A 12,398-nucleotide genomic window follows, 5' to 3' on the forward strand; every position below is an offset into this window, starting at 1 on the left:
CGGACGCCGTCCGGCCGGGGGGATCAGCCGGCGAGCTTGCTGGTGATCTTCGCCACATGCTCGCCCTGGAAGCGCGCGATGGCCAGTTCCTTCTCCGATGGCTGACGCGAGCCGTCGCCGCCCGCGATGGTCGAGGCGCCATAAGGCGTGCCACCGTTGGTCTCGGAGATGTCGAAGAACTCGCTGATACCGTAGCCGGTCGGCACGATGACCATGCCGTGGTGCGCCAGGGTGGTCCAGGTGGAGGTGATGGTCATTTCCTGCCCGCCACCGGTGCCCGTGGAGGTGAATACGCTCGCGACCTTGCCGTGCAGTGCGCCCTTGGCCCACAGGCCGCCGGTGCGGTCGAGGAAGTTGCGCATCTGTCCGGACATGTTGCCGAAGCGGGTCGGCGTGCCGAAGATGATCGCATCGTAGTTCGGCAATTCGTTCGGATCGGCGATATCAGCTGCCTGATCGACCTTGCCGCCAGCGTTGCGGAAGGCATCTTCCGGCATCGTCTCCGGTACGCGCTTGATGACCACCTCGGCGCCCGGCACACGACGGGCGCCTTCTGCCACCGCGTTGGCCATGGTTTCGATATGGCCGTACATCGAGTGATACAGCACGAGAATCTTCGCCATCTTGTCTTTCCTCTTTTGGTGAATGTGTGCGGGTAAACCTTGGGTTGTGATAGCCGAGCGTCGGCGGCGTTCAGCGCGACTCGACCAGCACGACTTCGCTGTTCTCCTGCGCGCGGACGGTCAGCCGTGCCTCATCGCGCACGGCCACGCCATCCCCGGCGGAGACGGTGACACCGTTGACCTCGATCTGCCCGCTCGCGGGCACCAGGTAGACGCGGCGCCCTTCGGCGATCTGGTAATCGGCGCTCTGCCCCTGTTCAAGCGTAGCCGCTGCCAGACGGGCCTCGGCACGAATCGGCAAGGCCTCGTCGTCGCCCGGCAGGCCGCTGGCCAGGGTGACGAACGCCCCGGCACGCTCGCCGCTGGGGAATCTGCGGGTGCCCCAGGTCGGCGGCAGACCGGTCTGCTGCGGGTGAATCCAGATCTGGAAGATGCGTGTCTCCTCGTCTTCCAGGTTGTACTCGCTGTGGACGATGCCGCTGCCGGCGCTCATCACCTGCACGTCGCCGGCAACGGTGCGCCCGCGATTGCCCAGGCTGTCTTCGTGAGTGATCGCGCCCTGGCGCACGTAGGTGATGATTTCCATGTCGCGATGCCCGTGGGGCTCGAAGCCCGAATGCGGGGCGATGCTGTCGTCGTTCCAGACACGCAACCGGCCCCAGCGCATGCGCTGGGCATCGTGATAGTCGGCAAAGGAAAAGTGATGACGGGCGTTCAGCCACCCGTGCCGGGCGTGGCCGAGTTCTGCATGGGGACGACGTTCGATCATCTGAGCCTCCGAATGAGTGGGTCGGCCGGGCTAGCCGGCAGAACCGAGTGAGCCAGATGATCTATTTATTCTTCATCGGCATGTACGCAAATTTGCGCCAATAAAAATCGAATTAATCGATCTATCTCGCTGCACTCATCCAACGCGCGCCCTGCACTCACGCAAGCGGTTGCGCGCAATCGGTTTACCTGCCAAAACGGCGCCCTGTTTCAACTAACCAGGGCGGAACATGAACCAGGAACTGCAAATCGAGGACGTGCACCTCGGCGAAGGCAAGGCGGTCGTAAAAGGCGCACTCATCACGACGCAATACCGCGGCACGCTGAGCGACGGCACGGAGTTCGACAGCTCCTACACGCGCGGCAAGCCGTTCCAGTGCGTGATAGGCACCGGGCGCGTGATCAAGGGCTGGGATATCGGCCTGATGGGAATGAAAGTCGGCGGTAAGCGCAGGCTCTTCGTGCCGGCTCATCTGGGCTATGGCGAGCGGCAGATCGGCGCGCACATTCCGCCGAACTCGGACCTTCACTTCGAGATCGAGCTGCTCGAAGTGCTGACCCGGGACGACTGATCAGCAGCGCCATGCGGTTCGCGCACCGCATGGCGCTGCGATTTCAGCTCGCGCTGGCCGGCGCCTGGTGAGGAACACCCTGGGGGTACTCCTCCCGATAGCGCGCCAGCCAGTTGGCACCTGCCGGGTCGTCCCACACATGGCGGTGCAGCAACGCCATGCCATCGGGATCGTTGAGCAGTCGCCAGCGCGCCGCCTCGCCCTTCGCAGCCGCCGGCCCCGCCGCCAGTACCTCCGCCAGACGCTGCTCGCGCAGGTGCTCCGCGGCCGGCACCACCTTGGCGTGACGAGCGCGCGCCATGGCGCAGACCAGGGCGTTGTACAGCGGGTCGACGACGGCGACGAGGAAGCCCTCGCGCAGCGCGTTCGCCTGATTCTGCTGCTGGTAGCGGTCGGTGTTGGCCAGCTCGGTAGGCGGCGCGTACTCCTCGGGAATCAGGAACAGCTTGCACCGCCGGGCGGCCAGGCCCAGGCCGGTACGGCTGGTGATCACCGACACCGGCGCCGAGAGGATCAGCGACACCACGATCGGCGCCAGCCACCAGAGGAAGGCCGCATCCAGCCAGGCGACCAGTGCCGTCCAGAGCACGCCGATGACGATCTGCGAACCATGCCGGCGCAGCGCCTCACCCCAGGGCGTCGCGTCATCGCCGCGCTGCGGCGATTTCCACTGCACCGACCAGCCGAGGAATGCCGCGGTGACGAACACGCTGTGAAAGAGCATGCGCACCGGCGCCAACAGCACCGAAAACAGCGTCTCGATCAGCATCGACAGCACCACCCGCAACCGACCGCCATAGGCCTGCGCGCCCTGGATGCAGACCAGCAGCACGCTGAGCAGCTTGGGCAGGAACAGCAGCGTCATGGTCGCCGAGAACAGCGCGATAGCCTCCTCCGGATGCCAGCGTGGCCACAATGGATAGAGCTGGTTGGGCTGCAGGAAATACTCCGGTTCCATCAGCGTATGGATGGCCAGCAGGCCGGTGGACAGCAGCAGGAAGAGGAACCACAGCGGCGCCGACAGGTAGGACATCACTCCGGTCAGAAACACCAGACGATGCACCGTGTGCACGCCGCGCACCATGAACAGACGGAAGTTCATCAGGTTGCCATGGCACCAGCGGCGGTCGCGCTTGAGCTCGTCGAGCAGGTTGGGCGGCAGCTCTTCGTAACTGCCCGGCAGATCGTAGGCGATCCACACGCCCCAGCCGGCACGTCGCATCAGCGCCGCCTCGACGAAATCGTGCGAGAGGATCGCGCCGGCGAAGGAGCCGGTGCCGGGCAGCGGCGCCAGCGCACAATGCTCGATGAAGGGTTTGACCCGGATGATCGCGTTGTGACCCCAGTAGTGCGACTCGCCCAACTGCCAGAAATTGAGCCCGGCGGTGAACAGCGGCCCGTAAACGCGGGTAGCGAACTGCTGCAGGCGCGCATAGAGGGTGTCCATGCCCGAGGCCTTGGGAGCGGTCTGGATGATGCCGGCGTTGGGGTTGGCCTCCATCAGCCGCACCAGGCTGGTCAGACATTCGCCACTCATCACGCTGTCGGCATCGAGCACCACCATGTAGCGGTAGCTGCTGCCCCAGCGCCGGCAGAAGTCGTCGATGTTGCCGCTCTTGCGCTTCACCCGACGCCGGCGGCGGCGATAGAAGATATGGCCGAAACCATCCACCGCGCGACACAGCTCGACCCAGGCCTGCTGCTCGGCGACACAGGTGTCCGGGTCGTTGCTGTCGCTGAGCACGAAGATATCGAAATGCTCCAGCTCACCGGTGGCCTTGAGCGACTCGTAAGTCGCGCGCAGACCGGCGAAGACCCGCGGCACGTCCTCGTTGGCGATCGGCATCACCAGCGCGGTGCGCGCCTCGGCTGGAATCGGCTCGTTGCCCGGACTGCTGGCCGAGATGCTATAGCGGTCCTTGCCACGCAGCAGCTGGAAGAAGCCCATCAGCGCGGTCCAGAAGCCCACCGATACCCAGCAGAACAGCAGCGCGAACAGCAGCAGGATGCTGGTCTGCACCACGTAGGGCAGGATCTGCCGTGCCGATTCGGCCAGCGGCTGCACGAAAACGTCCTGCAGGTCCACCAGCGACCAGCCCTGGTACGGCAGCACCGCCTTCATCTGCCAGGTGGCGAACGCGGTCTGGCCGAGCATCAGAATCAGCAATGCGCTGCGCCGCAGCGCCGCGACGCGCCGCCAGCGTGCTTCGTCGAGCGGCTGCGGGCTGGGTTCGAAGGTGCGCCGCGGAGTCTTGCGCCCCAGCAGCCGGCGCCAACCGCGACGTAGGATGTTGGTGTGCCAGGGCTCCGGCACCATCCGCGTGCGAACGATCGGCGGGGTGGATTGCAGATAGGGGCGGCCCTGATGGTCCTCACGGATGATGCCGGCGCGGTCGAACAGATCGCCCCAGCCCATGCGCAGCCGGGTCACCACGGAGTCCAGCAGACGCCGCGACGGGCCGCGCTCGGCGGTCGTCGCGGCGGACATTTCGTCATGCAGGGCGAGCAGACCGCCCTGCTCCGCGGCCTGCCGGTATCTGGCCGGGTCCTCGACGTCGTTCAGCGCCAGGCCATCGCAATAGCCTTCAGCCATGCGGTTCATTGCGTCCTGCTTATTCATGGGGAGGAATCTGGTAGGTCCAGGTTTCGGAAAGGGTCTTTTCACCATCGACCAGCGCCGCACGCATTTCCACCGGCCGGCGCGGATCACGCACCTTGAGCCGCAGAGTCATGCGCCAGCCCTTGCTGACCGGGTTGTAGCGCAGGTTGTTCTCCACCAGCTCGGCGTTGTCATCGACGCTGACGCGAGTGGTGACCGGCGCATCCTCGGGCAGCTTGGCCAGCACCGGCCCGACGAAGTCCACCACCAGAGCGGTGCTGCCATCGGCCTGGCGAATCAGGTTGGCCTGCTTGACGTCCCCGGCCGACACGCGGGTCTGCTGTGCCCAGGCCAGTTGCGGATCGTGCAGACTCGGTTCGTCCATGGAGAAGTGCAGGCGATACTCCAGGTCCAGCGGCTGACCGGGCTCCGGCTGCTTCTCGGGCGACCAGAAGGCGACGATGTTGTCGTTGGTTTCGTCGGGCGTCGGGATCTCCACCAGCTCGACATGCCCCTTGCCCCAGTCACCGCGCGTCTCCACCCAGCCACTCGGGCGCAGCTCGTAGCGGTCGTCCAGGTCCTCGTAGCGGTTGAACTCCCGGGTGCGCTGCATCAGGCCGAAGCCACGCGGATTCTCCACGCTGAACGCGCTGACCGCCAGGCGACGCGGGTTGTTCAGCGGGCGCCAGAGCCACTCGCCGTTGCCGGCGTGGATCGCCAGCCCCTCGGAGTCGTGCAGCTGCGGGCGGAAATTCAGCGAATCGCTGGGCTGGTTCGCCCCGAACAGGTACATGCTGGTCAGCGGCGCGATGCCCAGCTTGCCCACCGGCTCGCGCAGGTACACCCGGGCCTGCACGTCCAGCGTACTGTCCTTGCCCGGCGTCAGCACCATGCGGTAGGCGCCGGTGGCACGCGGCGAGTCGAGCAGCGCGTAGATGACCAGGTTGCGCCGGTCGGGCTGCGGCCGTTCCACCCAGAACTCGCGGAAGCGGGGAAACTCCTCACCCACCGGCAGCGCCGTGTCGATCGCCAGCCCGCGTGCGGACAGGCCATACCACTGGCCCTTGCCAACGATGCGGAAATAGCTCGCACCGAGCAGCGTCATCACCTCGTCCTGCTTGTCCTTCTTGTTCAGCGGATAGAGCACCTTGAAACCGGCGAAGCCCAGACCTTCCAGCGCGGCGGGATCGACCTCGACGCCGTCGAACTGGAACATGGCCGGGTCATAGCGGATCTCGCGGACGTCCGTTGCGGTGATCTCGTTGATGCGTACCGGCGTGTCGAAGTGCATGCCCTGATGGTAGAACTGCAGGTGGAACGGTGTATCGGCATCCTTCCAGTAGGCATGTTCGGGGTCGAAGCGCAGCCGTTGGTAATCGGCAAAGGCCATTCGGCGAAACTCTTCCGGCAGGTTGCTCGCCGGTTCCTCATAGCCGCGGGACGCCAGTTCCTGCGCCTGCTTGGCCACATCATCCAGGCTGAACGCCAGCGCACTGCCGGCCATCAGCATGTACAACCCACCTGCCAGCCCTGCCAGCATGCGCGCCGGATGGGTACCCGTCTTCCGTTGAAAAATGCGTAACACACCGCCTCCGAATTACACGTTTGTGCAGAGTTCGCTCTGCTTCGCTGTGGTGAACCACCCGAGCCCAGCCGCTGTGCCGCGCGCGACAGGTGCGACGGCGTTGCCGGACTGCAGGCGTTTCTCCATACAGAAATTTTCTTACAACAGCTCGAAGCGCTCGCTCTGCACGGCTCGCGAATCGAGCCCCAGCTGCACTTCGAATTCACCTGGCTCGGCCACGTAGTCGAGCCGGGCGTCGTGGAACCTGAGGTCGTCCTCGCCCAGAGTGAAGCGCACCACCCGCGTCTCGCCCGGCTCGAGCCGGATCTTTTCGAAGCGTTTGAGCTCCTTCACCGGTCGCACACTGGAGCCGACCAAGTCCTGCAGATAAAGCTGCACGACCGTCGCGCCGGCGCGCGCTCCGCTGTTCTTTACCGTTACGCTGACCTCCAGGCGCTGCCCACGTTTCAATTCGCGCTGGGAAAGTTGCGGTTTGGACAGTTCGAACTCGGTATAGCTCAGGCCGTAGCCGAATGGGTACAGCGCGCCGTTGGGCTCTTCGAAATATTGCGAGGTGTAGTTGCCCGGACGCCCCTCGACATAGGGGCGGCCCAACCGTGGATGGTTGTAGTAGGTGGGAATCTGCCCCACCGAACGCGGAAAGGAGATCGGCAACTTGCCCGAAGGGTTGTGCGCGCCGAACAGCACATCGGCGATGGCATTGCCGCCCTCGGTTCCGGTGAACCAGGTTTCCAGCAGCGCATCGGCATGCTCCCTGACCCACCCCAGCTGCAGCGGGCGACCATTCATCAGCACCACCACCAGTGGCTTGCCGGTGGCGACCAGGGCTTCGAGCAGCGCCTGCTGGCTGGCCGGCAAGGTCAGACTGGTCCGGCTGGACGATTCGTGGGACATGCCACGGGCCTCGCCCAGAGCCGCGACGATCACATCGGCCTCGCGCGCCGCACGCACCGCTTCGTCGATCATCGCCTGCGGCGGACGCGGGTCCTGGACCACCTCCGGGCGGTCCCAGTTGAGGAAGTTCAGGTACTTGATCATGCCGGCATCGTCGGTAACATTGGCGCCGCGCGCGTGGATGATCCGGCCGTCCTTGCCAAGCGCTCGTTCGAGGCCCTGGCGCAGCGTCACGCCCTGCGCTGCCACGCCGGCTGCCGACCAGCTGCCGAGCATGTCGACGGGGGAATCGGCTAGCGGCCCGACCAGCGCGATGCGTGCATCCCTGCGCAGTGGCAGCGTCTGCCCGCGGTTTTCCAGCAGCACCAGGGACTCGCGCGCGACCTGGCGTGCCGCCTCGCGGTGCAGGCGGCTTTCGGCGTTGACCTCGGCGGGATCGTCCACCGCCCGGCCGATGCGGCGATAGGGATCATGGAACAGACCCAGGTCGTACTTGGCGCCGAGCACACGGCCGACCGCCTGGTCGATCAGCTCGAGGGGCACTTCGCCGCGTTCGACCAGGCCGGGCAGCTCCTGCAGATAGAGCGAGTCGTGCATGCTCAGGTCGATGCCGGCCTCGATCGCCAGGCGCGCGGCCTCGCGGCCATCGCGGGCCACGCCATGGCGCAGCAGTTCATCGATGGCGCCGTGATCGCTGATGTTCAGCCCGCGGAAGCCCCAGTCGTCGCGCAGCAGGTCACGCAACAGCCAGCGGTTGGCACTGGCCGGCACGCCGTTGACGGTGTTCAGCGCCACCATCACGCCACCGGCGCCGGCGTCCACCGCCGCACGGTAGGGCGGCAGGTAATCCTGGTACATGCGCTGCGGGCTCATGTCGACCACGTTGTAATCACGCCCGCCCTCCACCGCACCGTACAGGGCGAAGTGCTTGACGCTGGCCATCACGCTGTCCGCGGCGCTCAGGCGCTCGCCCTGATAGGCGCGCACCAGCGTGCCGGCGATCTGCGAGACCAGGTACGGATCTTCGCCGAAGCCCTCGGACGTCCGCCCCCAGCGCGGGTCGCGGGTGATGTCCACCATGGGCGCGAAGGTCAGATCGAGGCCGTCGGCACTGGCCTCGATGGCCGAAACCCGACCGCTCAGGGCGATGGCGTCGAGGTCCCAGCTTGAAGCCAGGGCCAGGCTGATGGGGAAGATGGTGCGATGGCCATGAACCACGTCATAGGCGAAGAAGATCGGAATGCCCAGTCGGCTGCGCAAGGCCGCGTCCTGCATGGGGCGGTTGTCGGCTCGGGTCACCGAATTGAAAGTGGCACCGATGCGGCCGGCCGCGATCTCCTCGACGATGCGCTCGCGCGGCATGTCGCCACCAATGCTGATCAGCCGCAGCTGGCCGATCTTCTCCGCCAGGGTCATGCGCTCGAGCAGGGTCTCGATCAGTGCCTGTCGGTCGTCCAGCGGCAGGGCCGGCGCCGCCGCGCAGGCGAACGGACTCATCGCGCCGGCAAGCAGGACAAACGGCAACAGCCTTTTCATCATCACAACCCCATTCTCGTTTCAACCGACCAGCCACACACAGGCACACCCATCGCGCAGGTCACGGACCGTACGCAATGCGCCCTTGAATTCGTCTTAGAGTTCGATGGTGCCGTCGAGGTAGAGCACCGCCTGCCCGGCCACCATCACACGGTCCGCTTCGACCCGGCAGTGCAGGATGCCCGTGCGCGCCGATGCCTGCAGCGCCACCAGTTCGTTGCGCCCCAGCCGCTCGGCCCAGTACGGCGCGAGCCCGGCATGGATGGAACCGGTGACCGGGTCCTCGGCGCCGCCATTGGCCGGCCAGAAATAGCGGGAGGCGAAATCCTGCTCGCGCCCTGGCGCGGTCACCACCACATCCAGCGGTGCCAGCGTGCGCAACGCCTGCAGATCTGGCGCCAGAGCGCGCACCTGCTGCTCGTCGCGGTAGACGGCGAACCATGCCTGGCGATTGCGCAGCACCGCTTCCGGCGCGAGCCCGAGCCCCTGCAGCAACGCGGCCGGCGGCTCGGCGACCGGCTCCGGCGCGCGATTGGGAAAACTCATTTCCAGCAGCCCGTCAGCACGCCGCTGCACGGCCAGATCGCCCACGGCAGCGGCACGAAAGGTCAGCGGCGCGCGGGCCAGCCCCTGTTCCAGCAGCACGAAGGCGCTGGCCAGCGTGGCATGGCCACAGAAATCGATTTCGGTGAGCGGCGAGAACCAGCGGATGTGAAAGGCCCCGTCCGCCTCGCGAACGAAAAAGGCCGTCTCGGAAAGGTTGTTCTCGGCGGCGATGGCTTGCATCAGCTCGTCCGGCAGCCAGGCTTGCAAGGGTATCACCGCCGCGGGATTGCCCCGGAAACGTTCAGCGGTGAAAGCATCGACCTGGAACATCCGCAATTTCATGGTTTGCACCCTGTGCACGGTCAAGCGACCGCCGCCTACTCTAACGGGTCTGACGGGGTGCTAGCCAGTGGCGCGTGAGGGTCGCAACGCCGCCACCGCCGCGGCCTGCACGGGAATGCCCGGCAGGCGGCGTCAACCGAGGGCGAACGGCAGCAGCAGCGCGATCAGAATGCCCAGCAGGCTCATGCCCAGCGCAGCGAAGGCGCCGCACTCATCACCCTCCTCCAGCGCCCTTGCGGTACCGATGGCATGGGCGTTGAGGCCATAACTCAGGCCCCGCGCCGCGGGATGCTCGACCCCGGCCCAGCGCAGCAGCAGCGGTCCCAACGCGGTGCCGATGACGCCGGTCAGCATGACGAACACTGCCGCCAGCGAGGCCAGGCCGCCGAGCTGCTCGGCCACCAGCATGGCGATGGGCATGGTCGCGGACTTCGGCGCCAGGCTCATCAGCACCGGCAGCTCTGCGCCCAATGCCCAGGCGATCGCCAGCGTCAGTACCACGCTGAGCACGCCGCCGACCGCCAGGGTAATGACGATCGGCCAGAACAATTGCTGAATCCGTTTGAGGTGACGATGCAGCGGCACCGCCAGCGCCACGGTGGCAGGCCCCAGCAGCATGGCGACCAGCGCAGCGCCGTCGCGGTAGCGCACATAGTCGAGGTCCACCAGGGTCAGTGTGCCGACCACCAGCAGCATGCCCACCATGACCGGTTGCAGCACCAGCCAGCCGCTGCGCCGGTAGAGCATCAGCGCGAGTTGGAAAGCGATCAGCGTTAGCGCCACGGCGAACAGCGGATGCACCACGACGGCCGCCCAGGCGGTGCGCCAGTCGAATACGCTCATGCCTGATCCTCCCGCTGGCCGTCGAGCCGGCTAATCAGACGCTGCATCAGCCAGCCGCAGAACGGCACGGTAATCAGCAACGACAGCACCAGCCCGGCGGCGATGGCCGGCAGGTCATCCCGCAGCGCACCGGCGCTGGTCATGATGCCGGCGGCCGGCACGATCAGCAGCAGCGGCAGATACTGCAGCAGCAAGGCCGCGGTCTTCTCCAGAGACTCCGGAATGCTGCGGCGCAGCAGCAACAGGCCGAACAGCAACAGCATGCCGATGATCGGCCCAGGCAATGCCGGAAGCAGCACCAGATTGATCAGGTTGCCGAGCAGTTGCAGCAACACCAGCCAGATCAGGCCCTTGAGAATCATCGGCGGTGCTCCATTGGCGGCAGGTCAGAAATCATGACGACAGCTCCTCAGTGCGTGGCAAAAGGTTTCGACTATGGCTGCGTTGGCAGCGGCGCAACAGATGCAGATTGGCACTAAAAAAGCAGATCAGCCGATCCCGAAACGTTCCACTGATACAGGTCAACCCATTGTCCGAAGTCGTTGCAGGGCAGGCAACCGATGCTCATCTGATCTGTATTTTGGCTGTTCATCTGAGTCTGTTATGCAGCACCACCGGCAGGGATCATCCGCCTCGCCTGAAATGCCTATGGGGCGAAGCCTAATGACCGACCGCATACCCGCGCAGATCATCGAAACCGTTGATCCCAGCCAACCGATCCGCCTGACCCCCGCCCAGAGCGGCGGGCCCATCCACACGCGCAGTTTCAGCGGACGTTTCCGCAACCTGCGCCTGTTGGGCGGCGCCCTGCTGATGCTGCTCTACTTCGGCACCGTCTGGCTGAATTGGAACGGGCGTCAGGCGGTGCTGTGGGACCTGGACCGGCAGCAGTTCCACATCTTCGGCGCCACCTTTTGGCCGCAGGATTTCATCCTGCTCTCGGCGATCCTGATCATCGCCGCGTTCGGCCTGTTCTTTATCACCGTGCTGGCCGGGCGCATCTGGTGCGGCTACGCCTGCCCGCAGAGCACCTGGACCTGGATGTTCATGTGGGTGGAAAAGATCACCGAAGGCGACCGCCTGCAGCGCATCAAGCTCGATGCTGCACCCTGGTCCGCCGCCAAGCTGCTGCGCCGTGCCGCCAAGCACACGCTGTGGCTGGCCATCAGCCTGGCCACGGCGCTGGCCTTCGTCGGCTATTTCACCCCGGTACGCGAACTGGTGGCCGGCCTTGCCCGCTTCGAGATCGGTGCCACCACCGCCTTCTGGCTGCTGTTCTTCACCGCCGCGACCTACATCAATGCCGGCTGGCTGCGTGAACAGGTGTGCCTGCACATGTGCCCCTACTCGCGCTTCCAGAGCGTGATGTTCGACGCCGACACCCTTCTCGTCTCCTACGACACAGCCCGCGGCGAGAACCGCGGCGCCCGGCGCAAGGGCAGTGATCCGCAAGCCCAGGGCCTCGGTGACTGCGTCGACTGCACGCTGTGCGTGCAGGTCTGCCCCACCGGCATCGATATCCGCGACGGCCTGCAGCTGGACTGCATCAGCTGTGGCGCCTGCATCGACGTCTGCGACAGCGTCATGGACCGGATGGGTTACGCCCGCGGCCTGCTGCGCTACACCTCCGAACGTGCGCTCAAGGGCGGCATCACCCGCTTCTTTCGTCCAAGGCTGGTCGGCTATGCCGTGGCGCTGACCGCCATGATCGCAGCCTTCATCTGGGCACTGGACGCGCGGCCACAGCTGCAGCTGGACGTCACCCGCGACCGCACGCTGTACCGCGAGAACATGCAGGGCCAGATCGAGAACATGTATCGCCTCAAGCTGATCAACAAGACGCAGCAGCCGCGCCGCTACGCGCTGGCATTGGACGGCGGCCCCTTCGAGCTGCAGGGCCCGCGCGAGATCGCGCTGGCTCCGGGCGAAATCGCCGATCTGCCGGTCAGCGTGGCACTGCTCGACAACGCCCGCGACTTCAGCCGCGAGCTGCGCTTCGAGGTCAGCGACCTGGTCAAGCCGGACAGTCGGGTGAGCACACCGAGCACCTTCGTCGCCCCCATCGCGGCGCTACGCCAGTAGACTGGCCA

General features: G+C 65.9%; 10 protein-coding genes. 2 read left to right on the top strand and 8 right to left on the bottom strand.

The genetic code is table 11. The features are described from left to right. Positions 1-23: 23 nt before the first annotated feature. Together wrbA and PSTAB_RS13435 are read right to left on the bottom strand one after the other, a co-directional pair. Entirely contained in the window at positions 24-623 is a 600-nt protein-coding gene (gene wrbA / locus PSTAB_RS13430) for an NAD(P)H:quinone oxidoreductase (RefSeq protein WP_011913828.1), read from the bottom strand. A gap of 70 nt (positions 624-693) precedes the next feature. Continuing rightward, positions 694-1,392 (bottom strand): pirin family protein, encoded by a 699-nt coding sequence (locus PSTAB_RS13435; protein WP_013983332.1) that lies wholly within the window; start codon positions 1,390-1,392, stop codon positions 694-696. Positions 1,393-1,621: 229 nt separating this feature from the next. On the opposite strand from PSTAB_RS13435, the gene PSTAB_RS13440 reads away from it, so the two are divergent. Further along, the gene (locus PSTAB_RS13440; RefSeq protein WP_013983333.1) at positions 1,622-1,963 is read left to right on the top strand and encodes an FKBP-type peptidyl-prolyl cis-trans isomerase; all 342 of its coding nucleotides are present in this window, start codon (positions 1,622-1,624) and stop codon (positions 1,961-1,963) included. A gap of 43 nt (positions 1,964-2,006) precedes the next feature. On the opposite strand, the gene mdoH is transcribed toward PSTAB_RS13440, so the two are convergent. The 6 genes from mdoH to PSTAB_RS13470 all read right to left on the bottom strand — a co-directional run bounded on the left by mdoH (position 2,007) and on the right by PSTAB_RS13470 (position 10,670). Then, the gene (gene mdoH / locus PSTAB_RS13445; protein ID WP_013983334.1) at positions 2,007-4,565 is read right to left on the bottom strand and encodes a glucans biosynthesis glucosyltransferase MdoH; all 2,559 of its coding nucleotides are present in this window, start codon (positions 4,563-4,565) and stop codon (positions 2,007-2,009) included. Positions 4,566-4,575: 10 nt separating this feature from the next. Then, positions 4,576-6,102: a glucan biosynthesis protein G gene (locus tag PSTAB_RS13450; RefSeq protein ID WP_014597168.1), complete on the bottom strand. Its 1,527-nt coding sequence runs from the start codon at positions 6,100-6,102 to the stop codon at positions 4,576-4,578. Between the two features lie 183 nt (positions 6,103-6,285). Then, positions 6,286-8,577, bottom strand: a complete 2,292-nt coding sequence (gene bglX, locus PSTAB_RS13455; RefSeq protein WP_041771962.1) for a beta-glucosidase BglX — start codon at positions 8,575-8,577, stop codon at positions 6,286-6,288. A gap of 96 nt (positions 8,578-8,673) precedes the next feature. Further along, positions 8,674-9,453, bottom strand: coding sequence for a PhzF family phenazine biosynthesis protein (locus tag PSTAB_RS13460; protein ID WP_013983338.1), 780 nt, complete (start codon positions 9,451-9,453; stop codon positions 8,674-8,676). A 144-nt stretch (positions 9,454-9,597) separates the two neighbouring features. Next, positions 9,598-10,308, bottom strand: coding sequence for an LrgB family protein (locus PSTAB_RS13465; protein WP_013983339.1), 711 nt, complete (start codon positions 10,306-10,308; stop codon positions 9,598-9,600). Next, on the bottom strand, positions 10,305-10,670 hold the full coding sequence (locus PSTAB_RS13470; protein ID WP_013983340.1) for a CidA/LrgA family protein: 366 nt from the start codon (positions 10,668-10,670) through the stop codon (positions 10,305-10,307). The genes PSTAB_RS13465 and PSTAB_RS13470 overlap by 4 nt, the downstream gene beginning before the upstream one ends. Positions 10,671-10,971: 301 nt before the next feature. On the opposite strand from PSTAB_RS13470, the gene ccoG reads away from it, so the two are divergent. Then, on the top strand, positions 10,972-12,390 hold the full coding sequence (gene ccoG / locus PSTAB_RS13475) for a cytochrome c oxidase accessory protein CcoG (protein ID WP_013983342.1): 1,419 nt from the start codon (positions 10,972-10,974) through the stop codon (positions 12,388-12,390). Positions 12,391-12,398 lie beyond the last annotated feature (8 nt).

It is taken from the genome of Stutzerimonas stutzeri (genome assembly GCF_000219605.1).
Taxonomy (GTDB): Bacteria; Pseudomonadota; Gammaproteobacteria; order Pseudomonadales; family Pseudomonadaceae; genus Stutzerimonas; species Stutzerimonas stutzeri.

Excerpts from the sequence above, each read along its gene's own strand:
- wrbA (WP_011913828.1), bottom strand. The coding sequence starts at position 623 with ATGGCGAAGATTCTCGTGCTGTATCACTCGATGTACGGCCATATCGAA.
- PSTAB_RS13470 (WP_013983340.1), bottom strand. The coding sequence starts at position 10,670 with ATGATTCTCAAGGGCCTGATCTGGCTGGTGTTGCTGCAACTGCTCGGC.
- PSTAB_RS13440 (WP_013983333.1), top strand. The coding sequence starts at position 1,622 with ATGAACCAGGAACTGCAAATCGAGGACGTGCACCTCGGCGAAGGCAAG.
- PSTAB_RS13435 (WP_013983332.1), bottom strand. The coding sequence starts at position 1,392 with ATGATCGAACGTCGTCCCCATGCAGAACTCGGCCACGCCCGGCACGGG.
- bglX (WP_041771962.1), bottom strand. The coding sequence starts at position 8,577 with ATGAAAAGGCTGTTGCCGTTTGTCCTGCTTGCCGGCGCGATGAGTCCG.
- PSTAB_RS13450 (WP_014597168.1), bottom strand. The coding sequence starts at position 6,102 with ATGCTGGCAGGGCTGGCAGGTGGGTTGTACATGCTGATGGCCGGCAGT.
- mdoH (WP_013983334.1), bottom strand. The coding sequence starts at position 4,565 with ATGAACCGCATGGCTGAAGGCTATTGCGATGGCCTGGCGCTGAACGAC.
- ccoG (WP_013983342.1), top strand. The coding sequence starts at position 10,972 with ATGACCGACCGCATACCCGCGCAGATCATCGAAACCGTTGATCCCAGC.
- PSTAB_RS13465 (WP_013983339.1), bottom strand. The coding sequence starts at position 10,308 with ATGAGCGTATTCGACTGGCGCACCGCCTGGGCGGCCGTCGTGGTGCAT.
- PSTAB_RS13460 (WP_013983338.1), bottom strand. The coding sequence starts at position 9,453 with ATGTTCCAGGTCGATGCTTTCACCGCTGAACGTTTCCGGGGCAATCCC.